Raw genomic sequence first — 23413 nt, 5'->3', positions numbered from 1 at the left:
GAACGGGCTCTTACTGTCGAGCGGATTGACGCGGGCGGGGAGCGGGATGGTGCAGGTCGGGGACCTGGGCCACCCCGCGCGCCGGGCTCAGGCCGGCAGTCCCAGCTCCCGCGCGATCAGCATCCGCTGCACCTCGCTGGTGCCCTCGCCGATCTCCAGGATCTTGGAGTCGCGCCACATCCGGGCCACCGGGTACTCGTTCATGAAGCCGTAGCCGCCGTGGATCTGGGTCGCCTCGCGGGCGTTGTCCACCGCCACGGTCGAGGAGTACAGCTTGGAGATCGCCGCCTCCTTCTTGAACGGCTCGTCCGCCAGCAGCCGTGACGCCGCGTCCCGCCAGCCGATCCGGGCCATGTGCGCCCGCATCTCCATGTCCGCGATCTTGAACTGGATCGCCTGGTTGGCGCCGATCGGCTTCCCGAACGCGTGCCGCTCGGCGGCGTACTTCACCGACTCGTCCACACAGCCCTGCGCGAGGCCTGTGGACAGCGCCGCGATGGCGATCCGGCCCTCGTCCAGGATCCGCAGGAACTGTGCGTAGCCGCGGCCCTCCTCGCCCAGCAGGTTCTCCAGCGGCACCCGCACGTCGGCGAAGGAGAGCTCGCGGGTGTCCGAGGCGTTCCAGCCGACCTTGGAGTACGGGGCGGCGACCGTGAAGCCGGGGGTGCCGGACGGCATGATGATCGCGGAGATGCGCGGGGCGCCGTTCTCCTTGCGGCCGGTCACCGCCGTGACCGTCACCAACTCCGTGATGTCCGTGCCGGAGTTGGTGATGAAGCACTTGGAGCCGTTGATCACCCACTCGCCCGTCGCCTCGTCGCGCACGGCCGTCGTCCTGGTGCCGCCCGCGTCCGAGCCGCCGTCCGGCTCGGTCAGGCCGAACGCGCCGAGCGCCTCGCCCGCGCAGAGCTTCGGCAGCCACTGCCGCTTCTGCTCCTCCGTACCGAAGCGGAACACCGGCATCGCGCCGAGCGAGACCCCGGCCTCCAGGGTGATCGCCACGGACGAGTCGACCCGGGCCAGCTCCTCCAGGGCGATGCCGAGGGCGAGGTAGTCGCCGCCCATCCCGCCGTACTCCTCCGGGAACGGCAGCCCGAACAGGCCCATCCGCCCCATCTCGCGCACGATCTCGTACGGGAACTCATGGCGCTCGTAGAAGTCGCCGATCTTCGGCGCGACCACGTCGTGGGCGAACTCCTCGACGATGCGTCGGAGTTCCTCGTGCTCGGCGGTCAGCCGGTGGTCCAGGGACATGGGGGCGGTCACTCCTTGTGGGACAGGGCACGGACGGTGCGGGACGGGCTGGGTCGGCCCAGTTGTTCGGCGAGCCACACGCTGGTGGCGGTGAGCGCGTCGAGGTCGACCCCGGTTTCGATGCCGAGGCCGTCGAGCATCCACACGAGATCCTCGGTGGCCAGGTTTCCGGTCGCGCTCTTCGCGTACGGGCAGCCGCCGAGGCCGCCCGCGGAGGCGTCCACGGTGGTGACGCCGTGCTGGAGGGCCGCCAGGGTGTTGGACAAGGCCTGCCCGTACGTGTCGTGGAAGTGCACCCCGATCGTGTCGGTGGGCACCCCGGACTCGTTCAGCGCGGACAGCAGCGTCCGTACGTGGCCGGGCGTGGCGACGCCGATGGTGTCGCCGAGCGAGAGCTCGTCGCAGCCGAGGTCCATCAGCGCCCTGGCCACCCGGACGACCTGGTCGACGGGGACGGGCCCCTCCCACGGGTCGCCGAAGCACATCGACAGGTAGCCGCGCACATGCACCTTCTCCGCCTTGGAGCGGGCCACCACGGGCTCGAACATGGCGAGCGACTCGTCGACGGTGCGATTGAGATTGCGTGCGGCGAACGTCTCCGTGGCGGAGCCGAAGACGGCGATCCGGCGGGCCCCGAGGGCGAGCGCCCGGTCGAGCCCCCGCTCGTTCGGCACGAGGACCGGGAGCGCCACGTCACCCACGTCCCCTATGTCACCGAGCAGCGGGAACAGCTGCTCGGCGTCGGCGAGTTGGGGAACCCACTTGGGGTGGACGAAGCTCGTCGCCTCGATCGTGGAGAGCCCGGCGACCGCGAGCCGGCGGATGAACTCCGCCTTCACCTCGGTCGGTACGACCGCCTTCTCGTTCTGAAGGCCGTCGCGGGCGCCCACCTCGTGGATCCGGATCCGGGCGGGCAGGCCCGGTGCGGCGACGGTCATCGGCAGGGTGCGGTCGTCTCTCATGCTTCCTCCCCGGCGGCGGCCACGGGTGCGACCACGGCCAGTACCTGGTCCATGGCGACCGTGGCCCCGGCGGTCACATCGAGTTCGGTGACGGTCCCGGCGTGCGGGGCGGAGATGACGTGCTCCATCTTCATCGCCTCCACCACCAGCAGGCTCTGCCCGGCCACCACGTCGTCGCCGACGGCCACCTTCACCACGGTGACGGTGCCGGGCATGGGCGCGGCGAGCGTGTCCGCCCCGGAGCGGGCGGCGCCGGTCAGCGACGCCTCCACCGGATCGTGGTCCCGTACGTGCCAGGTGTCGCCGTCCCTGCCCAGCCAGCGGCCCTCGGGGGAGGCGGTATGGGCGAACGAGTGCGTGACACCGGCCAGTTCGAGAGTGACGCGATGCCCGTCCGCGGCGATGATCCGGGCCGTCTCGGGGCCGCCCGGCAGCGGGCCGAGCGGGCCGCAGGTGCCCGACTCGGGGGTCGGCGGCTGCGCGCCCTCGCCGATGTGGCCGAAGGTCAGCTCGGTGCCCGAGCCACAGGGCCGCAGGCCCACCTGGACCGGTTCGTGGCCGGGGATGTGGAAGTCCCGCACCGTCCGGGCCGGGGTGCCGCCCAGGCGCCAGCCGTCACCGGCCGAGAACGGGTCGGCCCAGGACCGCGGGCCCGGGGCGGCGGGGGAGTGCTGCCGCAGCAGCGCGGCCGCGGCGTACACCTCCTCGGGGACCCCGTCCGGCACCAGCGCGTCCACCTCGCGCTCGACCAGGCCGGTGTCCAGCTCGCCCGCCACCACGGCCGGGTGGCCGAGCAGCCGGCGCAGGAAGCCCGCGTTGGTCGGGACGCCGAGGACCACCGTGTCCGCGAGTGCTCCACGCAGCCGGCGCAGGGCCGTGGCCCGGTCGGGGCCGTACGCGATCACCTTCGACAGCATCGGGTCGTACAGGCTGCCGACCTCACCGCCCTCGGCGAGCCCCGAGTCCGTCCGCACTCCGCCGCCCTGCGGTTCGTGCAGCGCCAGCACGGTGCCACCGGACGGCAGGAAGCCGCGCGCCGGATCCTCGGCGCACACCCGGGCCTCGACCGCATGCCCGGTGAGCGTGATGTCGCTCTGCCCGTACGGGAGTTGCTCACCTGCCGCGACCCGCAGCTGCCACTCCACCAGGTCGAGGCCGGTGACCAGCTCCGTCACCGGGTGCTCGACCTGGAGGCGGGTGTTCATCTCCATGAAGTAGTACGACGCCGGGTCGTTGCCCGGGACGATGAACTCCACCGTGCCCGCGCCGACATACCCGCAGGAGCGGGCGGCCTGCACGGCCGCCTCGCCCATCGCCGCCCGGGTCTCCTCGTCGAGCAGGACGGACGGCGCCTCCTCGATGATCTTCTGGTGGCGGCGCTGCAGCGAGCACTCCCGCTCGCCGAGGTGCACCACGTTGCCGTGCCCGTCCGCCAGGGCCTGGATCTCGATATGGCGCGGCCGGTCGATCCACCGCTCCACGAGCAGGGTGTCGTCGCCGAAGGAGGCGCGGGCCTCGCGCCGCGCCGCCGCGATCTCGTCCGCCAGGAGCGCCTCGTCGCGGACCAGCCGCATGCCCTTGCCGCCGCCGCCCGCCGAGGGCTTCAGCAGGACCGGCATCCCGATCCCGTGGGCAGCCTCGGCCAGTTGGCCGTCCGTCAGCTCGCTGCCGGTGGAGCCGGGCACCACCGGAACGCCGGCAGCGGAGACCGTCTCCTTGGCCCGGATCTTGTCGCCCATCAGCGAGATGGCGGCGGCGGGCGGGCCGATGAAGACCAGACCCGCGTCCGCGCACGCCTGGGCGAAGCCCGCGTTCTCGGCGAGGAATCCGTAACCGGGGTGGACGGCCTGCGCGCCCGTGCGGCGGGCCGCCTCCAGCAGCCGGTCCACGGAGAGGTAGCTCTCGGCGGCCGGTGCGGGCCCGATCCGTACCGCCGTATCGGCCTCCCGTACGTGCCGGGCGTCCGCGTCCGCGTCGCTGAAGACGGCGACCGAGCGCACCCCCAGCTCGCGCAGGGTCCGGATGACCCGGACCGCGATCTCGCCGCGGTTGGCGACGAGAACCGTGTCGAACATCGTCATCTGTTCCTCACATCCGGAAGACGCCGAAGCCGGCATCGCCCAAGGGGGCGTTGGCGCAGGCGGTCAGGGCGAGCCCCAGCACCTGCCGGGTCTCCATCGGGTCGATCACGCCGTCGTCCCAGAGCCGGGCGGTGGCGTAGTACGCGTTGCCCTGGGTCTCGTACTGCTCGCGGATCGGGGCCTTGAAGGACTCCTCGTCCTCCGCGCTCCAGTCGTCGCCCAGCTGGTCGCGCTTGACCGTGGCCAGGACGGACGCGGCCTGCTCGCCGCCCATCACGGAGATCTTGGCGTTGGGCCACATCCACAGGAAGCGGGGGCTGTAGGCCCGGCCGCACATCGAGTAGTTGCCCGCCCCGTAGGACCCGCCGACCACCACGGTCAGCTTCGGCACCCGGGTGCAGGCGACGGCGGTGACCATCTTGGCGCCGTGTTTGGCGATGCCGCCGGCCTCGTAGTCGCGGCCGACCATGAAGCCGGAGATGTTCTGGAGGAAGACGAGGGGGATGCCGCGCTGGTCGCACAGCTCGATGAAGTGCGCGCCCTTCTGGGCGGACTCGGAGAACAGGATGCCGTTGTTGGCGACGATCCCGACCGGGTGGCCGTGGATGTGCGCGAAGCCGGTGATCAACGTCGTTCCGTACTCGGCCTTGAACTCGGCGAAGCGCGATCCGTCGACGACCCGGGCGATCACCTCCCGTACGTCGTACGGGGTGCGCGAGTCGACCGGGACGGCCCCGTACAGACCGGCGGGGTCCACCTTCGGCTCGTCGGCCGGCTGTACGGACCAGGGCAGCGCGCCCCGGTCCGGCAGGGTGGCCACGATGGTGCGCACGATGCGCAGCGCGTGCGCGTCGTCCTCCGCGAGATGGTCGGTGACCCCGGACGTACGGGAGTGCACCTCGCCGCCGCCCAGCTCCTCTGCGGTGACGACCTCACCCGTCGCGGCCTTCACCAGCGGCGGGCCGCCCAGGAAGATCGTGCCCTGGTTCCGGACGATCACGGCCTCGTCGCTCATCGCGGGGACGTACGCCCCGCCGGCCGTGCAGGAGCCGAGCACCGCAGCGATCTGCGGGATGCCGGCGCCGGACATCCGGGCCTGGTTGTAGAAGATCCGCCCGAAGTGCTCCCGGTCCGGGAACACCTCGTCCTGCATCGGCAGGAAGGCGCCGCCCGAGTCCACCAGGTAGAGGCAGGGCAGCCGGTTCTCCAGCGCCACCTCCTGGGCCCGCAGGTGCTTCTTCACGGTCATCGGGTAGTACGTGCCGCCCTTGACGGTCGCGTCATTGGCGACGATCACGCACTCCCTGCCGCTGACCCGGCCGATCCCGGCGATCACCCCGGCGGCCGGTGCCGCGCCCCCGTACAGCCCCTCGGCCGCCAGCGGGGCCAGCTCCAGGAAGGGGGAGCCCGGATCGAGGAGGGTGTCCACCCGCTCCCGGGGCAGCAGCTTGCCGCGCGCCACATGCCGGGCGCGGGCCTTCTCACCCCCGCCGAGCCTGGCCGTGGCGAGCCGCTTGCGCAGCTCGTCGGTGAGCGCGTGATGCGCCGCCTCGTTGGCCTGCCAGGCCTCCGAGGCGGGATCGGCCGCGCTCGCCAGCACCGGTGCCTGCTGCATCCTGTCGAGCCCCCTTGCCCGTACCGCGGTGTTAATGAGCGTTAACGCCTTCAGGTTAACGACCGCTAACCCCTCTGTCTAGAATGATGGGTCATGAGCACCCATGCCGCCGCCCGCGTCGCGGCTCCCACCCGCCGTGAGCAGATCCTCAAGGAGGCCGCGCGCCTCTTCGCCGAGCGCGGCTTCCACGGTGTCGGCGTCGACGAGATAGGGGCCGCCGTCGGCATCAGCGGGCCCGGCCTCTACCGCCACTTCCCCGGCAAGGACGCGATGCTCGCCGAGCTGCTGGTCGGCATCAGCGAGCGGCTGCTGGCGGGCGGGGAGCTGCGCGTGTCCCAGGACGCGGCGTCCGGCGGCGGATCGCGCGAGGCGCTCCTGGACGCGCTCATCGACGGCCACATCGACTTCGCCCTCGACGACCGCCCCCTGATCACCCTGCACGACCGCGAGCTGGACCGCCTGCGGGACACCGACCGCAAGCGGGTGCGCCGGCTCCAGCGGCAGTACGTCGAGGTGTGGGTCGGCGTGGTCCGCGACCTCTACCCGGACCTCCCCGAGCACGAGGCGCGCGCCGCCGTGCACGCCGTGTTCGGCCTGCTCAACTCCACCCCGCACCTGGGCCGCCCCGGCGCCCTGCCCGACCGCACGGACACGGCGGCGCTGCTGCACCGGCTGGCCCGCGGCGCGTTCGCCGCGGCGGGCGCCGCGCGGCCGGCGCCGGACGGCATTCCGGAATAGAAGGGCCGCCGGAAAACGCACCGCGTACGGCCGGGTGCGGATTCCACGCCGACTTTTCCCCGTGAACCCCATTCGCCTGAGTTGTTTCGGCAGGGTGCGGACATAGGCTTCGGGACGGTCGCGTCCGCGCCTGATGGGGAATCGAAATGAAAAACTGCCAGGTATCGATCGTCGTCCCTTGCTACAACGAGGACGAGGCGGTCAAGGCGTTTCACCGCGCACTGGTCGAAGCCCTCGAACCGACCGGGAACACTTTCGAGGTCTGCTATGTCGACGACGGCAGCGAAGACCTCACCCGCGCGGAACTCATCCACCTGTCCGCCGTCGACGAACGGGTCCGCTACACCGCCTTCAGCCGTAATTTCGGCAAAGAGGCCGCCATGCTCGCCGGACTGCGGATGTCCCGCGGGGACTGCGTCGTCCTGATGGACGCCGACCTCCAGCACCCGCCCGGACTCCTGCCCCGCATGCTCGAATTGAGCCGGCACGGATACGACCAGGTGATCGCCCGGCGCGACCGCGAGGGCGAGGGCGCTCTGCGCTCCCTCGCCAGCCGCTCCTACTACCGGGCCATGGGCCACTTCATGGACGTGTCCGTGGTCGACGGCGAAGGGGACTTCCGGCTGCTGTCCCGCCGTGCGGTGGACAGCGTGCTCGCGCTCCCGGAGTCCAACCGGTTCTCCAAGGGGATCTTCTCCTGGATCGGATACGACACCACCAGCTTCGTGTACCGAAACGCCGAACGCGTGGCCGGGCGCTCGAAGTGGGGCGGCAGGAAGCTGCTCAACTACGGCATCGACGGGCTGATCTCCTTCAACAACCGCCCCCTGCGCCTCGCCATCTACGCCGGCCTTCTCATGGCGCTGGCGGCGATGGGATACGCCCTGTGGATCATCGTGGAGGTGGCACGCCACGGAGTGGGGGTGCCCGGCTACACCACCCTGCTCACCGCCGTCGTGGCCCTCGGCGGAATCCAGCTGGCCACGCTCGGCATCGTCGGTGAATACGTCGGCCGTATCTACTGCGAGACGAAGAACCGCCCGCACTATCTGATCCGGGAAACCGATGAGAACCCGGCTCCCGCCGCACCCGCCCGGCCGTTACGGGTGAGAGGCAGCGGCGCGAGCGCCTATGGATCGGGCAGGTCCCGAACCGTGCGCCAATTCCTCACCTTCGCCATGATCGGCGTCGTCAACACGGCGGTCTATCTCGCCGTCTACGCGACGCTCAACCGCTGGATGCCCTATCTGGCCGCCCATGTCATCGGCTATTGCGTGAGTGTCGTCGGTTCCTTTCTGCTCAACACCTACATCACCTGCCGGACCACTCCGACCTGGCGGGCCTTCGTCCGCTTTCCGCTGTCGAGTCTCGTCAATCTCGTGCTGTCCGGGGCGCTGCTCTACGTCGGGGTGAGCCATCTGGGCATGGGAAAGAACATCGCCGCGCTGGCCGCCGGAATTCTCGCCACCCCGTTCTCCTTCCTGATCGCCCGGTGGGCCATCACATCCGGCGCGGCCGTGCCCGGACAGCCGGAACCGCTGGTCGGCGGCCGGGCCGGCCGCCCCGGCGACTGACCCCTCGGCACCACCACGGCACACGTACGCAGCGGCATCGCACGAAGGGCACCGGCACCTCCATGACCGCCGAAGCATCGGGAACCGCGGACCCCCCGCCGACGACGGACGACGCACCCCACCGCCGGCACGACGAACAGCCCCCGAGGCCCGGCGCACCGCTCTGGGCGGCCGTTCTCACCGTGTTCCCGCTGGCCCTGCTGGCCGCGTCCTTCTGGATCGGCCGGCTGGTGCGGCCGGGCGGCGACGACTGGTGCTTCCTGCCCGTGCTCCGGGACGAAGGCGTCTCCGGCATGATCGGGAAGTTCTACCTGCACGACAACGGACGCATCGCCAACGCCCTGATGGTCGCGCTCTACGGCGCCGGGGGCGTGCCGGGGCACCAGTGGTACGCCACGGTCAGCGGACTGCTGATCCTCGCCGCCGTATGGGCCGTGACCGCCGCCGCCCTGCACGCCGCCGGGCGGACCGCGCCGCGCGGAGTGCCCCTGCTCGTCGCGGCGACGACCGTGGTGGTGTTCTTCTTCGCCACCCCCAACACGTACAAGACGTTCTACTGGCCGGCCTCCTCCGTCTCGCACACCGTCGCCCCGGCGCTGGCCGCCGCGGCGGTGATCCCGCTGCTCCGGGCCAGGTCGCACCGGGGGAGGGTCCTCGCGCTGTGCGTCGCCGCCGTCGCCGGGCTCTTCATCGGGACCCTCTCGGAAGGGACCTCCATCGTCGCGGGCGTCCTGCTCTGCACCGTCCTGCTGCTCAGCCTCAGGTCGCGGCCGGGCCCCGCCCGCAGCCACACCCGCCGCTGGTGCGTGGTCTCGCTGGCTGCCCTGGTGGCGGGGATGATCGTCCTCTACACGTCGCCGGGGTCCCGCACCCGCCGTGACCGCTTCGGCACCGGCGCCACGTCCGTGGTCGACACCGGTTCGCTGGCCGACGCGCTGCGGACGTTCGGCGACATCCTGGGGACCGTGCTCACCACCTGGACCTACCTCGGCGCACTGGCCGTCGGTGTCCTGCTGGGCCTGCTGCTGCGCGAGGACGACGCCCCGTCCGGCGACGGGCCCCTGCGGAGCCGGCCTCTCGTCCCGGCCCTGGCCGGTGTGGCGGCCTTCCTGGTGTCCGGGTACCTCTGCACCCTCGTCACCCTGCCCGCCTTCGCGGACAACATGATGACGTACGGCACCCGCACCTGGAACGACTACCTCTTCCTCCTCGTGCTGCTGCTCGCCGGGCTCGGCGCCCTGCTCGGCGCCGCCCTTCGCGCCCACGGGCGGGTCGCCGACGCCGCGACCTGGGTGGCCGCGCTGCTCTGCGCCGCGGTCTGCGTCGGGCTGGCCGTGCCACTGACCGATCTGGCCCACGACATGGACGTCCGGGCCCGGCACTGGGACCGCCAGGACCGGCTGCTGCGCGAGGAGGCGGCCGAGGGCGCCCGGGTCCTGCCCTACGTACCGGCCTCGGTCGGGCAGATGCGCGACCCCTTCGGCAACCACGGCCGCAGCTACTGGCCGGCCGACTGCACGGCCCGGTACTACCGCCTGGACCGGATCACCTACGCGACCCGGCTGCCCTGACCCGCTGCCGCGATCCGCCTCTTCCCGCCGCCCGCTGTGTTCGGTACCACCGAAGCCTGTGCGGCCCGCCACCCGATACGACCAGCACACTGCGCATACCTGGCGGCACAATGGGTTCATGCCGATACCCAGCCGCGCCGCCCTCGTCGAACAACTCGTCCGTACGCGTATAGCCGGAGACGTCGCGACCCCACGCGACAACAACCTCTCCCACTACCGCAAGCTCGCCAACGGCGACCGCCACTTCTGGCTGGGTCTCGAGCTCGGCGACCGGTGGCGCGACGAGCAGGACGTGCTGGCGGTGATGGCCGAGCGCTGCGGCGTCAGCGACGACCCCGAGCACCGGTTCGGCCAGGACACCATCGACCCCGAGCTCACCGTCGACGCCCTTGACCGGGCGGCGGCCCGGCTGCGGAAGGCGGCCGCCGGATCCGAGCGGGTGCTGCTCGCCACCGGGCACCCGGGCGGGCTGCTGGACGTCCACCGGCTGACAGCCGCCGCGCTCAGGGCGGCCGGCTGCGAGATCGTCCGCATCCCGGGCGGGCTGATGGCGGACGAGGGCATGGTCTTCCAGTTCGCGGACGTCGCCGTGCAGGAGCGTGGCGCGACCCTCTGGCACACCCACTCCCCGGCCCCGATGGCGGCCGTCCTGGACGGCCTGGAACGCGAGGGCCGCCCCATGCCCGACCTGGTCGTCGCCGACCACGGCTGGGCCGGGTGCGCGGCGCAGCGCGGTCTCGACGCCATCGGCTACGCGGACTGCAACGACCCGGCGCTGTTCCTGGGGGAGTCCGAGGGCACCCTCCAGGTGGCCGTGCCGCTGGACGACCACGTGCTGGACCCGCGGTTCTACGACCCGATGACGGACTACCTGCTGGACGCCGCCGGACTGCTCTGACGGGCGGCGGACCCACGCACTCGGGAACGCTCCGAGCCGTAGGCCGCCTGGCTCGCCACGACGTGGTGACCGGGCGGACGGCGGTGTGACGCGGCCTATTCGTCTTCGTCCAGGCGGTCGGTGAACAGGCCTCCGCCGTCCCCGTTGCCCTCCCCGTCGCCGGGCCCGACCACCGGATTCCCCCCGGCCGCGCGGGCGCGGCGGCGCTGCGCCACCCCCGGCGTCGGATCCAGGTAGACGCGCTGGATCGACGGATACCGCTCCCGCAACTGCTGCTCCGCCTCCTCACAGGCCCACTCGACCTGTTCGGCGCTGGCCACGTCCCGGAAGTCGACCTTCGCGGCGATCAGGATCTCGCTCGGCCCCTGGATGAGTGTGGTCAGCTCCAGAACCTCGATGATGTGCGGCACCGAGAGCAGCTCCTCCCGTACCCCCGTCCGCATCGACTCCGGTACCGGACGCCCGATCAGCAGCTGGGCGTTCGAGCGGCCCAGCACCCAGGCCACGTACACGAGCAGCACACCGATCAGGATCGACGCGATGCCGTCCCAGACACCGGAGCCCGACAGCTGGCCGCCGAGCAGCCCGCCTGCGGCCAGCAGCAGTCCGACCAGCGCCGCCGAGTCCTCCATCACGACGGCCTTGACCGCGGTGTCGGGTGTGAGTCGCAGGTACCGGGCGGGAGCGGCGCCCAGCCGGGCCGCCTCGCCGCGGACCTGCCGCAGCCCGGTGCGCAGGGAGAACCCCTCCAGCAGGAAGGCGAGGCCCAGCACGATGTACGAGACCAGCGGATCGCCGAGGTCCTCGCCCTCCGTGAGGGTGTGGATGCCGTCGTACAGCGAGAAGACCGCGCCGCCGACGAACGTGGCGACCGAGGCGAGCATCGCCCAGATGTAGCGCTCGGGGCCGTAACCCAACGGGTGGTCCTCGTCGGCGGGCTTCTCGCTGCGCTTGAGCGCGGTGAGCAGCAGCACCTCGGTGACGGTGTCGGCGACCGAGTGCGCCGCCTCGGAGAGCATCGCGCTCGATCCGCTGATCAGTCCCGCGACGGCCTTGGCCACGGCGATGCCGAGGTTGGCGCCTGCGGCGACGATGACGGTGAACGTGGACTCCCCGCCGCCGCCATTCGCCTCGCCCGGCTTCCCGTCGGACTCCCCACCGGCTGATTTCTCGTCACTCATGGTGGGGAGTATGTCCGCAGCCGGGCCCGGCATGTCCGATGCGCGGCCGTGCGGCCCGTTCAGTCCGTCCGGGGAACCCGGACGACGCCCTCCTGGATGACGGTGATCGCCAGTCGGCCGTCCTGCGTGTAGATGCGGGCCTGGCCCAGTCCACGTCCACCGGACGCGGACGGCGACTCCTGGTCGTACAGCAGCCATTCGTCGGCCCGGAACGGCCGGTGGAACCACATCGCGTGGTCCAGGCTCGCGCCCACCACGTCACCGACCGCCCAGCCGCCCCGCCCGTGGGCCAGGAGCACCGAGTCGAGCAGCGTCATGTCGGAGACGTACGTCGCCATGCAGACGTGCAGCAGCGGGTCGTCGGCCAGCTTGCCGTTGGTACGGAACCACACCTGCGAGCGGGGTTCGCGCGGTTCGCCGACGCTGCCGAAGGGCGGCGCGTCCACGTAGCGCAGATCGACCGCGGCCCGCGCCTCGATCAGCCGGTCCACGACACCCGGCTCGCTGAACCGGTCCGCGTAGCGCGGCAGCATCTCGGCGGCCGTGGGCAGCGTCTCCGGGTCGGGCGCGGGCGGCATGTCAGCCTGGTGCTCAAGACCTTCCTCGTACGTCTGGAAGGACGCCGAGAGGTGGAAGATCGGCTGCCCGTGCTGGACGGCCACGACCCGCCGGGTGGTGAAGGAGCGGCCGTCCCGGATGCGGTCGACGGTGTAGACGATCGGCGCGCCGGGGTCGCCCATCCGCAGGAAGTACGCGTGCAGGGAGTGGGCGGGCCTGTCCGCGGGGACGGTACGGCCCGCGGCGACCAGCGCCTGCGCCGCGACCTGTCCGCCGAAGACGCGGGGCACGAGCGCCGAGCGGCTCGTGCCCCGGAAGATGTCCTGCTCGATCTGCTCCAGATCCAGCAGGGCGAGCAGATCGAGCAGGGGGTCAGGGCTTGCGTTCATGGAGAGAACGTAACCGCTCTACAGGCCCATGGACTTCGCGATGATCGACTTCATGACCTCGCTGGTGCCGCCGTAGATGCGGTTGACCCGGTTGTCCGCGTACAGGCGGGCGATCGGGTACTCGTTCATGAAGCCGTAGCCGCCGTGCAGCTGGAGGCAGCGGTCGATCACCCGGTGCGCGACCTCGGTGCAGAACAGCTTCGCGGAGGCGGCCTCGGCGGCGGTCAGCTCACCGGCGTCCAGCGCCTCCAGCGCGCGGTCGGCGACGGCCTGGGCCGCGTCCACCTCGGCCTGGCAGGCGGCCAGCTCGAACTTGGTGTTCTGGAACGAGGCGACGGTCTTGCCGAAGACGGTGCGCTCCAGCACGTACTCCTTGGCGAACCGGACGGCGGCCGCGGCCTGCGCGTACGCGCCGAAGGCGATGCCCCAGCGCTCGGAGGCCAGGTTGGTGCCGAGGTAGCCGAAGCCCTTGTTCTCCTCGCCGAGGAGGTCCTCGACCGGGACCTTGACGTCGACGAACGCCAGCTCCGCGGTGTCGGAGACCTTCAGGCCCAGCTTGTCGAGCTTGCGGCCGACCGAGTAGCCATCGGACTTGGTGTCGACGGCGAAGAGGGAGATGCCGAAGCGGCGGTCGTCCTCGCGCGGGGCGGAGGTGCGGGCGCAGACGATGACCCGGTCGGCGTGCACACCGCCGGTGATGAAGGTCTTGGCGCCGTTGAGGACGTAGTGCGTGCCGTCATCGGAGAGCTTGGCGGTGGTCTTCATGCCCGCGACGTCGGAGCCGGTGCCCGGCTCGGTCATCGCGAGGGCCCACATCTCCTCACCGGTGGTGAACTTCGGCAGCCAGCGCTTCTTCTGCTCGTCGGTGGCGAGCATCTTGACGTAGGGCAGGCCGAGCAGGGTGTGCACACCGGAGCCGCCGAAGGAGACACCCGCGCGGGCGGTCTCCTCGTAGATGACGGCTTCGTACTTGTGCGAGTCGATGCCCGCGCCGTCGTACTCCTCGTCCACGTTGATGCCGAAGACACCCAGCTCGCCGAGCTTGAGGTAGAAGTCGCGCGGCGCCTGACCGGCGGCGAACCACTCGTCGTACACGGGCACGACCTCGGCCGCGATGAAGGCGCGGATGGTCTCCCGGAACGCCTCGTGGTCCTCGTTGAATACCGTACGGCGCACGGGGTGCCTCCCTGGTCGGCTTCGCTCGGCTCGGCTAAGCGCTTGCTCAGCCTTGGTTAAAAGTTACCCGGCGGTCACCGAAGCTGTCCAGGGTGATGCTGAGCACGCCTGCTCCGCCCCCGGTCCGGCCGCCTTCGGCGCTGCCCGTCAGATGCCGAAACGGGCCGAGATCCCGTCCAGGACGCAGTCCAGGCCCACTTCGAACGCCCAGGCCGCGTCGTCCTTGCGGGTCGCCCGTTCTCCGTAGCGCCGGTAGGTGGGATAGCGGCCGGTGTCCATGAGGTACGTCATCTGCGGCGCCAGGCCCATCCGCGTCTCGGTGCCGGAGGACCAGCCCGCCGACCGAGTCCACTCGTGCAGGGCCAGCTCGGTGCTCACCGCGCCGTGCGCGTAGGCGCTGACGGTGCGGAAGACGACCATCATCGTGTCCTCGTCGAGGCCGAGTCCGTCGAGCGCGGCCAGCTGCCGTTCGGCGATGGCCAGCCTGCCCGGTGTGAGTACGAAGAGTGCGGTGGGCAGCTGCCCCAGCCACGGGTGGCGCAGCATCATGTCCCGGGTCAGCAGGCCGAAGGTTCGCAGCACCTCGCGCCAGCCGGTCACCTCGTCGGGGATCCGCTGCTCGGCCGCCACCCGTTCGGCCATCAGCGCCCACAGGTCGTCCTTGCCGGAGACGTGCCGGTAGGCGGCCATGGGTGCGACGCCCAGTTCCGTGGCGAGCCTGCGCATCGTGACGGCGGCGAAGCCTTCCGTGTCGGCGATCGCCACCGCGACGGCCCCGATGCGCTCCAGGGACAGTGCGGCGCGGGGTGGCGCCGGCTGTTCCAGCCGCTGCCATAGCGACTTGTCCGGCGTGCTCGTGCCGTCCTTCTTGCCGTCCCTGTTCTGGCCGGCCATGGCGGACCCCTCTCGGTAGGTCATAGGCGTACAGCGTATCTGTCAGTAGACGTTGTACACAGTGATGTGTACGTTGTACTCGCAAGGATACGTCGTACACGTCCGCGTGGTGCACGTTCATGCACGTTCACGCCGTGTGCTCTCAGCCGACCCGACCCGGGGGACCTCATGACCGACACCGACACCGACACCGACACCGACACCCGCACCAGCCACCCTCTCCGCGTCGCCGTAGTCGTCGGCAGCACCCGCGAGGGTCGATTCGCCCCGGTCGTCACCCAGTGGCTCAAGGGGCACCTGTCCCGGCGCGGCGACATGACCACCGACGTCATCGATCTCGCCGAAACCCCGCTGCCCACCGTTCTGCCCGCCTTCGGGCAGCCTCCCGCGCCCGGAACCGAGGAGGCCCTCGCCCTGGTGTCGCCGCGCCTCGCGGCGGCCGACGCGTTCGTCCTCGTCACGCCCGAGTACAACCACAGCTTTCCGGCGTCCCTGAAGAACGCCATCGACTGGCACAACGAGCAGTGGCACGCCAAGCCGATCGGCTTCGTCTCCTACGGCGGCCTCTCCGGCGGACTGCGCGCGGTCGAGCAGCTCCGCGTCGTCATGGCCGAGCTGAACGCCACGACCATCCGCAACACGGTCAGCTTCCACAACGCCTACGGCAGGTTCGCCGAGGACGGTGCCGTGGACGACCCGGCGGTCGACGCTGCGGTCAAGGCCCTGCTCGACCAGCTGGCCTGGTGGGCACAGGCCCTGCGGGACGCCAGGTCCATCCGCCCGTACGCGGCCTGACGCCACCTCACACAGCCCGGGGGCAACCATGAGCGAGCACACGAACCACACGAACACCGCACAGGTACCGGACGCCGGCCGGCCATCCGCCGCCGACGATGACGGCCCGTCGAAGCTGGTCCTCTTCGGACTGCTTCTCGGGCTGATGCTCGGTCTGCTCGACGGCACGATCGTGGGCACCGCCCTGCCCACGATCGTCGGCGACCTGGGCGGCGTCGACCACCTGTCCTGGGTGGTGACGGCCTATCTGCTGACCGCCTCGCTCTCCACCCCCGTCTGGGGCAAGCTCGGCGATCTCTACGGACGCAAGGGCAGCTTCGTCTGGTCGATCACGGTGTTCCTCGCAGGCTCCGTACTCTCCGGTCTCGCCCAGGACATGGGCCAGCTCATCGCGTTCCGTGCCGTGCAGGGCCTCGGTGCGGGCGGGCTCATGGTCGGCGCCATCTCGATCATCGGCGTCATGCTGCCGCCCTCGCAGGCGGGCCGGTCGCAGTCGATGGTCGGCGCCATGATGCCCGTCGCGCTCGTCGGCGGACCGCTGCTCGGCGGCTTCCTCACCGACCAGCTGAACTGGCGCTGGGTCTTCTATGTCAACGTGCCCATCGGCGCGCTCGCCCTGCTCGTCATCGGTCTGCGTCTTCGTCTGCACACCGAACGGGTCGAGGCGCGGATCGACTACGCGGGGGCCGGGCTGCTCAGTGCCGCCATCCTCGCCCTCACCCTGCTGGGCAGCTGGGGCGGTACGGCATACGCCTGGTCGTCACCGCAGATCCTCGGCCTCGGAGTGATCGGCGTCGGCTCCCTGGCCTGGTTCGCCCGGGTCGAACGGCGCGTCGCCGAGCCGATCATCCCGCCCCGTCTCTTCGCCGACCGCAACTTCACGCTCGCCCAGGTGCTCACGTTCCTGGTGGGCGCGGCCATGCTCGGGGCGTCCGCCTATCTGCCGCAGTACATGCAGTTCGTACGCGGAGCGACCTCGACGGCCAGCGGCATGCTGCTGCTCCCGTTGATGGCGGGGATGTTCGGGGCGCAGCTCCTGGTGGGCCGGCTCGTCGCCGGCGCAGCCGGTTATCGCGCCTACTCCATCATCGGCGGCGCGCTGACGACCACGGGCGCGCTCGCACTGCTGACGACGGGCACCGGTACTCCCACGGCCGTGACGTCCGCACTGACCCTCGTCCTCGGCACCGGCCTGGGCCTGCTGATGCAGTGCACGCTCCTGATCACCATCACCAGCGCGACACCGCGCGACATGGGCGCCGCCACCGGCACCGCCACCCTCGTCCGTACGATCGGGAGCTCGCTGGGCGTCGCGGTGCTCGGCGCGGTCTACGCGAGCCGGCTCCACTCGGGCGGAATGCCCGAAGGCGGAACGGCCTGGACGCCCGAAGCGGTGCGCCGGATGCCGGACGGGGTCCGGGACGCGGTACGGACCGCGGTCACCGACGGACTGCACGGGGTGCTGCTCGGAGCCGCGATGCTGGGGGCCGTGGCCGTCGTGGTGGCCTGGCTGATGCGGGAGGCGCCGCTGCGGCAGGAGTGACTGCCGCGGAGGGAGCGACCGGTCCGGGATGCGACGGGGCCGGGAGGGGCGACGGGGCCGGGAGGGGCGACGGGGCCGGGAGGGGTGACCGGTCCGGGCCGAGTGACCGGGGCAGCTGTCCGTGCGTATCCGCGGGTCACCCGCGCCGCAGCGCCACCCACAGCTCCGTCCGCACATCCATGTCGTCCAGATCCGCATCCAGCAGACCCGCGCAGCGGGTGATGCGCTGGCGGACCGTGTTGCGGTGCACCTGAAGCGCGGTGGCCGTGCGGTCCCAGCTGCCGTGCAGGCTCAGCCAGCAGCGCAGGGTCTCGGCGAGCGGTTCGGTGAGCGGGGCCAGCAGTGCGCGGGCGTGCGCCTCTGCCGCCCCCTCCGGAATGAGGGCGGCCAGTCCGCGACCGGTGTCCGCGCGGTGGTGGGCCAGCGGGGTGCGGGTCGCCTCCGCGCGGCCCAGGGCGCGTGACGCCTGGGTGTCGGCCACGTCCAGCGCGGTGATCGCCGCGGGCGCGGAGGCGCCGAGCGTCCACCCCGGCTGCGGGGTGACCCGGTCACCGCCGGGCACCAGTACCCGCACCGCGTCGCCGCCCCGGCCCGCGTCCACCAGCGCCGAGCCCAGAGCCGCGCCGAGCGCCCCCGCGGTGAGCGGGTCCACCGGCCCGCCGCCGCTGCGGCGGGCGTGCACCACCGTCCACAGCTCCGCGCCGCCCAGCAGCGGGGCGACGCCCGCCGGGTCCGCGCCCAGCAGCAGCCGGACCAGCGCCGCCGAGCGCCCTGCGGCGTGGGCGCCCTGGTGCGGGGCGGCCAGCAGGGAGAGCAGCACGACCGCGACCCCGGCGATGGTGTGGTCGCCCGCCTCGCGTCGTTCCGTCGCCAGCGTCAGGACGAGCCCCTGCCCGCCGCCGAGCGCGTACGCGGCGAGATGCGTGCTGCCCAGGGTGTCGGTGGCCGAGGCGGGCGCGGGGCGTACGACGGGCGCGACCACCCGGGAGAGCCGGACGAGCGCGGCCCGTACGCCGGGCGCCGGAGCCCGGCCCGCCGCGTGCAGCTCCTCGCCGTCGGCCGTGAGCAGGACCGCCCGCCCCTCCAACTGGGCAGCGAGCTGATGCAGCACCGCCGGCACCGGATCGGTCCTGGCCGCAGCGGTGGCGAGGGCCTGCTGGGCGCGCGTCACCCGGCGCAGCTCGCGCAGCCGGGCCTCCGCCATCAGCCGCCACACCGCACGCGCGATCGCCGTGAACGGGGTTTCGGGCGGCACCTCGATCAACGGCAGCCCGTGCCGCTCGCACGCCGCCACCAGCTCCGCCGGCACCGTCTCGTGCACCGGCCGCACCCCGAAACCGAGCGCGGCGGCCCCCGCCTCCACCAGCCGTGCCACATAGGTGTCCGGGTCCGTGAGCAGCACCCCCGCGCTCAGCAGCAGCTCACCGCCGAGCAGATACGGATACGGGTCGGCCATCTCCGAGGTGTGCACCCACAACAGCTCCGCCTCCGCGGGCCCCGCGATCCTGCGCAGCCCGAGCTCCTCCCGGGCCAGCAGCTCGGTCAGCGGGATGGGCGGGGTCGGCGGCGTCGTCGGTGCCATCTGCCCTGCGGGGAGTTCCGGCATGGATGGATCATCCGTTCAGTGTGGCGAGAATGGATGAAACGTACACTTCAGCGCCGCTGCCGGGCCACCTACCGTCTTCACCACCCACACCTGTGACTTTGCGATCGAGACGGAGGGAAGCCCATGGCAGTCGACTACGCCGTGATCGTCGTCTATCTGGCCGGCATGCTCGCCATGGGCTGGTGGGGCATGCGCCGCGCCAAGTCCAAGAGCGAATTCCTGGTGGCGGGCCGCCGGCTCGGCCCCTGGATGTACTCCGGCACCATGGCCGCCATCGTCCTGGGCGGCGCCTCCACGATCGGCGGCGTCGGCCTCGGCTACCAGTACGGACTCTCCGGCGCCTGGATGGTCTTCACCATCGGCCTCGGCCTGCTCGCCCTCTCCGTGTTCTTCTCCGCCCGCATCGCGCGGCTGAAGGTCTACACCGTCTCCGAGATGCTCGACCTGCGCTACGGCGGCCGGGCCGGACTCATCTCGGGCATCGTCATGTGGGCGTACACCCTGATGCTCGCGGTCACCTCGACCATCGCGTACGCCACCATCTTCGACGTCCTCTTCGACATGAACAGGACCGTCGCGATCATCCTCGGCGGCACCATCGTCGTCGCGTACTCGACGCTCGGCGGCATGTGGTCGATCACGCTGACGGACATGGTCCAGTTCGTCGTCAAGACCATCGGCGTACTGCTGCTCCTGCTGCCCATCGCGGTGATCAAGGCGGGCGGCTTCAGCGAGATGAAGGCCAAGCTGCCCACCGACTACTTCGACCCGCTGGGCATCGGCGGCGAGACGATCTTCACGTACGTGCTGATCTACACCTTCGGCATGCTGATCGGACAGGACATCTGGCAGCGGGTGTTCACCGCCCGCAGCGACCGCGTGGCCCGACTCGGAGGCACCGTCGCCGGCACGTACTGCCTGGTGTACGCGGTCGCGGGAGCGGTCATCGGCACGGCCGCCAAGGTCATGTACCCGAAGCTGCCGACCGCGGACGCGGCCTTCGCGACCATCGTCAAGGACGAACTCCCGGTGGGAGTGCGGGGCCTGGTCCTCGCCGCAGCACTGGCGGCGGTGATGTCCACGTCCTCCGGTGCGCTGATCGCCTGCGCGACGGTGGCCAACAACGACATCTGGTCGCGGCTGCGGGGCGCGGTGTCCGGGGGCGGCGGGGACAGCACGGAGCACGACGAGGTGAAGGGCAACCGCGCCTTCATCCTGATCATGGGTATCGCGGTGATCCTCATAGCCATCGCGCTGAACAACGTGGTCGAGGCCCTGACAGTCGCGTACAACCTCCTTGTCGGCGGCCTGCTGGTACCGATCCTCGGCGGCCTGCTCTGGCGCCGGGGCACGGCAGCCGGCGCACTGGCGGCAGTCGCGGTGGGCGGCGTTGCGGTGATCGGCCTGATGGCGGGCTACGGAATCCTCGCCAACGAGCCGGTCTACTACGGCCTGCTGGCCTCGCTCGCCGTGTACGTCATCGTCTCGCTGGCGACGAAGCCGACGGACGCGGAGGTGCTGGTCGCCTGGCGCGAGCGGCTGGCGGGTCGCGGCGGGGACACGGATGCGACGGAGTCTGCGGACTCGCCGGGGGAGCGGGTCGCGGGCTGACCTGCCCGCACCGGGTGTTGTCAGTGCGGTGGTGCAGCATCGGGAGTGACGAAGGGGAGGCCATCGTGGCGATCACCAACGAACACCTCGCGCAGGACGCGCTTCTGCTCCCGCTGTACGAGGACGACTACTTCCCGGACCACGTCCTGGACAAGGGCAAGGCGATACTGCTGCGCCTCTGCGAACGGATCGAGTCGGATCACCCGGCCGACCTCGTGGCGCTGTACGCGCTGACGGCTGTGGCGACGGAGGAGTTCAACGCCCTGGAGGCGGAGTTCGACGCGGCGGGCAGCGAGATCGAGACGGTGGCCCGTGAGGAGATCGGCGAGGCGTTCTGGCGCATCGCGAAGGCGTACGGCTTCCCGGACGCGGACGCGGAGGAGCTGATCGCGGCGCGGGAGTGGTGAGGGGCGGGGTGCGCGGGTGCGAGGACCGGCGCGTCGGTCCGGTCAGCCGGACAGCGTCCCGGCCTTGACCGCTGCGACGAACGAGGCCCAGCCGGCGGCGGGGATGAGCAGGGCGGGCCCGCCGGGGACCTTGGAGTCGCGGACGGGGACGGCGTGGGGGTGGTGGTCCTGGACTTCGAGGCAGCTGCCGCTGTCACTGTTGCTGTAGGACGACTTGCGCCATCCGTCGAGGGCAGACGTGCTGGGGGTTGTGTGCTCAGCCATGTTCTTCATAACCCTTCGCCGTCGCCTTCAGCAGTGCCAGCGACTCCTTCAGCGGCAATGCGTCACTCAGTGCGAGAGCGTAGCGGCCCTGCAGTACCTCGACTACAGACGGGGAGTCGTGCAGCTTCCCCATCCTCAACCCTTCGCTGTAGGCGACCGGTGGTTGGTCCTCGAACCACATCAGCGTCAGCATGTTCTCCAGCAGAGGGTGGTACCCGAGCGAGAACGGAATGACGTGGGCGCGGATGCGTTCACTCTCGACGAGGCTCACGATATGGCTGAGCTGCGCGGCCATGATCTCGCGCCCACCGACCGGGCGACGTAGCACTGCCTCGTCCAACAGTGCCCAGACGACCGGGGCTTTCGGGTCCTGGAGAATCCGCGCACGGCCGAGCCGTGCGACGACAGCCCTGTCACACTCCACCTGGCTCAGCGGCGGGAACCCCATGCCGAGCACGGCACGTGCGTAAGCCTCGGTCTGGAGAATGCCCGGCACGAAGGACAGGGCGAACTCTCTCAGCACCGTTGCCTGTTGTTCGAGTTGAAGGGCCGACTCGAAGTACTCGGCCACAGCAGCGTCCTGATCCGGCAGAAAACTAGTGAGCACATCCCCCGTACCCAGGGCCAGGTCCAGACGCCGCGCGTCCTCCCGCGACGGCACCCGCCGGCCGCCCTCGATGTGCGAGATGTGCGACCGGGTCATGATCGCCGCATCCGCCAACTCCTGCTGCGTCATCCCGGCGGCCTCGCGCCGGGCCTTCAACCACTCACCGTAGGTATTGCTCAAGGCCAACTCCCGTGCGACGAAGGCGGTGTCACTCCGTATCCCCTGGCGAGCCTAGCCGCGCCCCTCTCACCCTGTGAGTGGATCGCTACACATGGCAACGAAAGGGTGCGCGATGACGAAGACCCCAGGTGGCGCGGGCGGTAGCCGAGTAGAGGCGCTGCGGCTGTTGCCGTGGTCGAGCCCGGAGGGGAAGCCCTGCTACGTCTCCGGGGACGGCACGGGGTACGTCTCCCGGCTGGCCGACGAGATGGAGAGTGTGCAACTGTCGATGTGCGTCGAACTCCTCGACCACGCGGACGACATGATCGGCGACCTGGACACCACCGTCGACCAACTCCGCTTCCTGGCGGCCCGCATGGCCGAGTCGCTGCGCGACGTCCATCGAATCGCCACGAGCCGTGGCCTGCGGCTCCTGAGGTAGGACAGCTCGGCGGAAGGGGTAGTCATCCCATCGCCCCCCGCCGCGACTTCAGAAGCGAAAACCAATGATGCCGTAGCCGGGCCGTGCTTCCGCGTGCCGCATCCAGCCGAGGCACTGCATGACGGCCTCCAGGACTTCGGGCTCCAGCGACGGGGCCTGACCTGACTCGTCGACCGCACGCTTGGCGGCCTCGAACTGCTGGAGCGCCAGGGTGATGTGGTCGGGTTCCCACTCACCGCAGCCCGGTATGTCGGTGTATGGCAGGGGAGTCGGCAGATCGCTGTAGCTGAACGCGTCCACGGATACAGCGGTGATGCCCAGGGCCGCCAGGCCCCGGTCGACGACAGAGAGCCAGTCGCCCCTGTGCGGCGTGAAGCAGTCGTTGGGCAGGAACGCACCGGTGAGCGAGCACAGTCGTTGGTAGGCGTAGCCGTACTGGAAGGCATGGCCCCGGTCTTCGCTGAAGGGGCCGCCGTGGATGACCGCTCGGAGCGCCTCGTCGGCCGTGGGGGATCCCTGCTCGATCGCGTAACTGTGGTAGTCGTCGTCGCGGGCCAGGTCATCCCCGAACTCGGTGCGAATGAACTCCAGCAATTGGTCATCGCGGGATCCGACCAGGGCGCGTGCAGCGGCCACGTCCAGCAGGTACACGCTCAAGGAAGAACTCATGAGACGAACCTAGCGGAGGCCACTGACACTCCTGCGAAGCGCAGTGGCCGTGCAGAGACACGGCAGGCTGGGCTACTCAACAGGACCCGGGATCACGGCGTTTGTCCGTGTGGCACGGCCCCGTGAATGTCAATCTCTGCCGTCGATATCGGTGCAGGTCAGCGTCTGCGGGAGTTTGGCAATTGAGCAACGATGATCGTGCTACGGGCTCTGAGAAGAGAGAATGTGAGCATGTGCACCTCTGCCGTTATCCAGGCTTCGAGTTCGACGTCCTGGAGGCGGAGTTCGACGCGGCGGGCAGCGAGATCGAGACGGTGGCCCGCGAGGAGATCGGCGAGGCGTTCTGGCTCATCGCGAAGGCGTACGGCTTCCCGGACGCGGAGGAGCTGATCGCGGCACGGGAGTGGTGAGGGGCGGGG

21 protein-coding genes and 1 pseudogene are annotated in these 23413 nt (G+C 70.9%); 10 read left to right on the top strand and 12 right to left on the bottom strand.

Annotation, left to right across the window (positions count from 1 at the left end; translation table 11 throughout):
* Positions 1-87: 87 nt before the first annotated feature.
* The 4 genes from ACFVW8_RS13275 to ACFVW8_RS13260 are packed head-to-tail and all read right to left on the bottom strand — an operon-like array spanning position 88 to position 5912.
* Positions 88-1254 (bottom strand): acyl-CoA dehydrogenase family protein, encoded by a 1167-nt coding sequence (locus ACFVW8_RS13275; protein WP_389689231.1) that lies wholly within the window; start codon positions 1252-1254, stop codon positions 88-90.
* A gap of 8 nt (positions 1255-1262) precedes the next feature.
* Positions 1263-2192 (bottom strand): hydroxymethylglutaryl-CoA lyase, encoded by a 930-nt coding sequence (locus tag ACFVW8_RS13270; RefSeq protein WP_389689265.1) that lies wholly within the window; start codon positions 2190-2192, stop codon positions 1263-1265.
* Between the two features lie 20 nt (positions 2193-2212).
* Positions 2213-4291: an acetyl/propionyl/methylcrotonyl-CoA carboxylase subunit alpha gene (locus ACFVW8_RS13265; protein WP_389689262.1), complete on the bottom strand. Its 2079-nt coding sequence runs from the start codon at positions 4289-4291 to the stop codon at positions 2213-2215.
* A 13-nt stretch (positions 4292-4304) separates the two neighbouring features.
* Positions 4305-5912 carry a carboxyl transferase domain-containing protein gene (locus ACFVW8_RS13260; protein WP_389689229.1) on the bottom strand — a complete coding sequence of 536 codons (1608 nt, stop codon included), beginning with the start codon at positions 5910-5912 and terminating at the stop codon, positions 4305-4307.
* A gap of 93 nt (positions 5913-6005) precedes the next feature.
* On the opposite strand from ACFVW8_RS13260, the gene ACFVW8_RS13255 reads away from it, so the two are divergent.
* The 4 genes from ACFVW8_RS13255 to ACFVW8_RS13240 all read left to right on the top strand — a co-directional run bounded on the left by ACFVW8_RS13255 (position 6006) and on the right by ACFVW8_RS13240 (position 10693).
* A complete protein-coding gene (locus ACFVW8_RS13255; RefSeq protein WP_389689227.1) occupies positions 6006-6650 on the top strand; it encodes a TetR/AcrR family transcriptional regulator in 645 nt (214 codons plus the stop codon).
* Between the two features lie 146 nt (positions 6651-6796).
* Positions 6797-8224 (top strand): glycosyltransferase, encoded by a 1428-nt coding sequence (locus tag ACFVW8_RS13250; protein ID WP_389689225.1) that lies wholly within the window; start codon positions 6797-6799, stop codon positions 8222-8224.
* A 62-nt stretch (positions 8225-8286) separates the two neighbouring features.
* The gene (locus tag ACFVW8_RS13245) at positions 8287-9795 is read left to right on the top strand and encodes a DUF6056 family protein (RefSeq protein ID WP_389689223.1); all 1509 of its coding nucleotides are present in this window, start codon (positions 8287-8289) and stop codon (positions 9793-9795) included.
* Positions 9796-9913: 118 nt separating this feature from the next.
* Positions 9914-10693, top strand: a complete 780-nt coding sequence (locus ACFVW8_RS13240; RefSeq protein ID WP_389689221.1) for a phosphatase — start codon at positions 9914-9916, stop codon at positions 10691-10693.
* A 95-nt stretch (positions 10694-10788) separates the two neighbouring features.
* Here ACFVW8_RS13240 and ACFVW8_RS13235 read toward each other — a convergent pair whose 3' ends face one another.
* From ACFVW8_RS13235 to ACFVW8_RS13220, 4 genes are all read right to left on the bottom strand, one after another.
* Positions 10789-11874: a cation diffusion facilitator family transporter gene (locus tag ACFVW8_RS13235; RefSeq protein WP_389689219.1), complete on the bottom strand. Its 1086-nt coding sequence runs from the start codon at positions 11872-11874 to the stop codon at positions 10789-10791.
* A 59-nt stretch (positions 11875-11933) separates the two neighbouring features.
* Entirely contained in the window at positions 11934-12821 is an 888-nt protein-coding gene (locus tag ACFVW8_RS13230) for an acyl-CoA thioesterase (RefSeq protein WP_389689217.1), read from the bottom strand.
* An 18-nt stretch (positions 12822-12839) separates the two neighbouring features.
* Positions 12840-13997, bottom strand: a complete 1158-nt coding sequence (locus ACFVW8_RS13225) for an acyl-CoA dehydrogenase family protein (protein WP_389689215.1) — start codon at positions 13995-13997, stop codon at positions 12840-12842.
* 147 nt (positions 13998-14144) lie between these two features.
* Positions 14145-14915, bottom strand: a complete 771-nt coding sequence (locus tag ACFVW8_RS13220; RefSeq protein WP_389689213.1) for a TetR/AcrR family transcriptional regulator — start codon at positions 14913-14915, stop codon at positions 14145-14147.
* Between the two features lie 144 nt (positions 14916-15059).
* Here ACFVW8_RS13220 and ACFVW8_RS13215 point away from each other — a divergent pair, with 144 nt between their 5' ends.
* Complete coding sequence (locus ACFVW8_RS13215) at positions 15060-15686, top strand: NADPH-dependent FMN reductase (protein WP_389689211.1); 627 nt, start codon at positions 15060-15062, stop codon at positions 15684-15686.
* A gap of 28 nt (positions 15687-15714) precedes the next feature.
* Positions 15715-17229, top strand: a complete 1515-nt coding sequence (locus ACFVW8_RS13210) for an MDR family MFS transporter (RefSeq protein WP_389689209.1) — start codon at positions 15715-15717, stop codon at positions 17227-17229.
* Between the two features lie 136 nt (positions 17230-17365).
* Here ACFVW8_RS13210 and ACFVW8_RS13205 read toward each other — a convergent pair whose 3' ends face one another.
* Positions 17366-18835 (bottom strand): PucR family transcriptional regulator, encoded by a 1470-nt coding sequence (locus tag ACFVW8_RS13205; protein WP_389689207.1) that lies wholly within the window; start codon positions 18833-18835, stop codon positions 17366-17368.
* A 123-nt stretch (positions 18836-18958) separates the two neighbouring features.
* Here ACFVW8_RS13205 and ACFVW8_RS13200 point away from each other — a divergent pair, with 123 nt between their 5' ends.
* Together ACFVW8_RS13200 and ACFVW8_RS13195 are read left to right on the top strand one after the other, a co-directional pair.
* Positions 18959-20446: a sodium:solute symporter gene (locus ACFVW8_RS13200; RefSeq protein ID WP_389689205.1), complete on the top strand. Its 1488-nt coding sequence runs from the start codon at positions 18959-18961 to the stop codon at positions 20444-20446.
* Between the two features lie 65 nt (positions 20447-20511).
* Entirely contained in the window at positions 20512-20853 is a 342-nt protein-coding gene (locus ACFVW8_RS13195; protein WP_389689203.1) for a DUF5713 family protein, read from the top strand.
* Between the two features lie 42 nt (positions 20854-20895).
* Here the strand turns inward: ACFVW8_RS13195 and ACFVW8_RS13190 are convergent, their stop codons facing one another.
* Both ACFVW8_RS13190 and ACFVW8_RS13185 read right to left on the bottom strand, forming a co-directional pair.
* On the bottom strand, positions 20896-21117 hold the full coding sequence (locus ACFVW8_RS13190; RefSeq protein ID WP_389689201.1) for a DUF397 domain-containing protein: 222 nt from the start codon (positions 21115-21117) through the stop codon (positions 20896-20898).
* Positions 21110-21904, bottom strand: coding sequence for a Scr1 family TA system antitoxin-like transcriptional regulator (locus ACFVW8_RS13185; protein ID WP_389689199.1), 795 nt, complete (start codon positions 21902-21904; stop codon positions 21110-21112). Before ACFVW8_RS13185 ends, ACFVW8_RS13190 begins: the two co-directional genes overlap by 8 nt.
* Before the next feature lie 112 nt (positions 21905-22016).
* Here ACFVW8_RS13185 and ACFVW8_RS13180 point away from each other — a divergent pair, with 112 nt between their 5' ends.
* Positions 22017-22325 (top strand): hypothetical protein, encoded by a 309-nt coding sequence (locus ACFVW8_RS13180; protein ID WP_389689197.1) that lies wholly within the window; start codon positions 22017-22019, stop codon positions 22323-22325.
* A 48-nt stretch (positions 22326-22373) separates the two neighbouring features.
* Here the strand turns inward: ACFVW8_RS13180 and ACFVW8_RS13175 are convergent, their stop codons facing one another.
* Positions 22374-22994, bottom strand: coding sequence for a hypothetical protein (locus ACFVW8_RS13175; RefSeq protein WP_389689195.1), 621 nt, complete (start codon positions 22992-22994; stop codon positions 22374-22376).
* Between the two features lie 260 nt (positions 22995-23254).
* On the opposite strand from ACFVW8_RS13175, the pseudogene ACFVW8_RS13170 reads away from it, so the two are divergent.
* Positions 23255-23404 (top strand): annotated as a pseudogene (locus ACFVW8_RS13170) (DUF5713 family protein); the annotation flags it as partial.
* Positions 23405-23413: the final 9 nt, after the last annotated feature.

The organism is Streptomyces sp. NPDC058221 (assembly GCF_042882365.1).
GTDB lineage: Bacteria > Actinomycetota > Actinomycetes > Streptomycetales > Streptomycetaceae > Streptomyces.
This window is presented reverse-complemented; position numbering and strand designations above follow the sequence as displayed.

Coding starts and splice junctions, on each gene's coding strand:
- ACFVW8_RS13275 (WP_389689231.1), bottom strand. CDS start 1,254: ATGTCCCTGGACCACCGGCTGACCGCCGAGCACGAGGAACTCCGACGC.
- ACFVW8_RS13270 (WP_389689265.1), bottom strand. CDS start 2,192: ATGACCGTCGCCGCACCGGGCCTGCCCGCCCGGATCCGGATCCACGAG.
- ACFVW8_RS13265 (WP_389689262.1), bottom strand. CDS start 4,291: ATGTTCGACACGGTTCTCGTCGCCAACCGCGGCGAGATCGCGGTCCGG.
- ACFVW8_RS13260 (WP_389689229.1), bottom strand. CDS start 5,912: ATGCAGCAGGCACCGGTGCTGGCGAGCGCGGCCGATCCCGCCTCGGAG.
- ACFVW8_RS13255 (WP_389689227.1), top strand. CDS start 6,006: ATGAGCACCCATGCCGCCGCCCGCGTCGCGGCTCCCACCCGCCGTGAG.
- ACFVW8_RS13250 (WP_389689225.1), top strand. CDS start 6,797: ATGAAAAACTGCCAGGTATCGATCGTCGTCCCTTGCTACAACGAGGAC.
- ACFVW8_RS13245 (WP_389689223.1), top strand. CDS start 8,287: ATGACCGCCGAAGCATCGGGAACCGCGGACCCCCCGCCGACGACGGAC.
- ACFVW8_RS13240 (WP_389689221.1), top strand. CDS start 9,914: ATGCCGATACCCAGCCGCGCCGCCCTCGTCGAACAACTCGTCCGTACG.
- ACFVW8_RS13235 (WP_389689219.1), bottom strand. CDS start 11,874: ATGAGTGACGAGAAATCAGCCGGTGGGGAGTCCGACGGGAAGCCGGGC.
- ACFVW8_RS13230 (WP_389689217.1), bottom strand. CDS start 12,821: ATGAACGCAAGCCCTGACCCCCTGCTCGATCTGCTCGCCCTGCTGGAT.
- ACFVW8_RS13220 (WP_389689213.1), bottom strand. CDS start 14,915: ATGACCTACCGAGAGGGGTCCGCCATGGCCGGCCAGAACAGGGACGGC.
- ACFVW8_RS13215 (WP_389689211.1), top strand. CDS start 15,060: ATGACCGACACCGACACCGACACCGACACCGACACCCGCACCAGCCAC.
- ACFVW8_RS13210 (WP_389689209.1), top strand. CDS start 15,715: ATGAGCGAGCACACGAACCACACGAACACCGCACAGGTACCGGACGCC.
- ACFVW8_RS13205 (WP_389689207.1), bottom strand. CDS start 18,835: ATGCCGGAACTCCCCGCAGGGCAGATGGCACCGACGACGCCGCCGACC.
- ACFVW8_RS13200 (WP_389689205.1), top strand. CDS start 18,959: ATGGCAGTCGACTACGCCGTGATCGTCGTCTATCTGGCCGGCATGCTC.
- ACFVW8_RS13190 (WP_389689201.1), bottom strand. CDS start 21,117: ATGGCTGAGCACACAACCCCCAGCACGTCTGCCCTCGACGGATGGCGC.
- ACFVW8_RS13180 (WP_389689197.1), top strand. CDS start 22,017: ATGACGAAGACCCCAGGTGGCGCGGGCGGTAGCCGAGTAGAGGCGCTG.
- ACFVW8_RS13175 (WP_389689195.1), bottom strand. CDS start 22,994: ATGAGTTCTTCCTTGAGCGTGTACCTGCTGGACGTGGCCGCTGCACGC.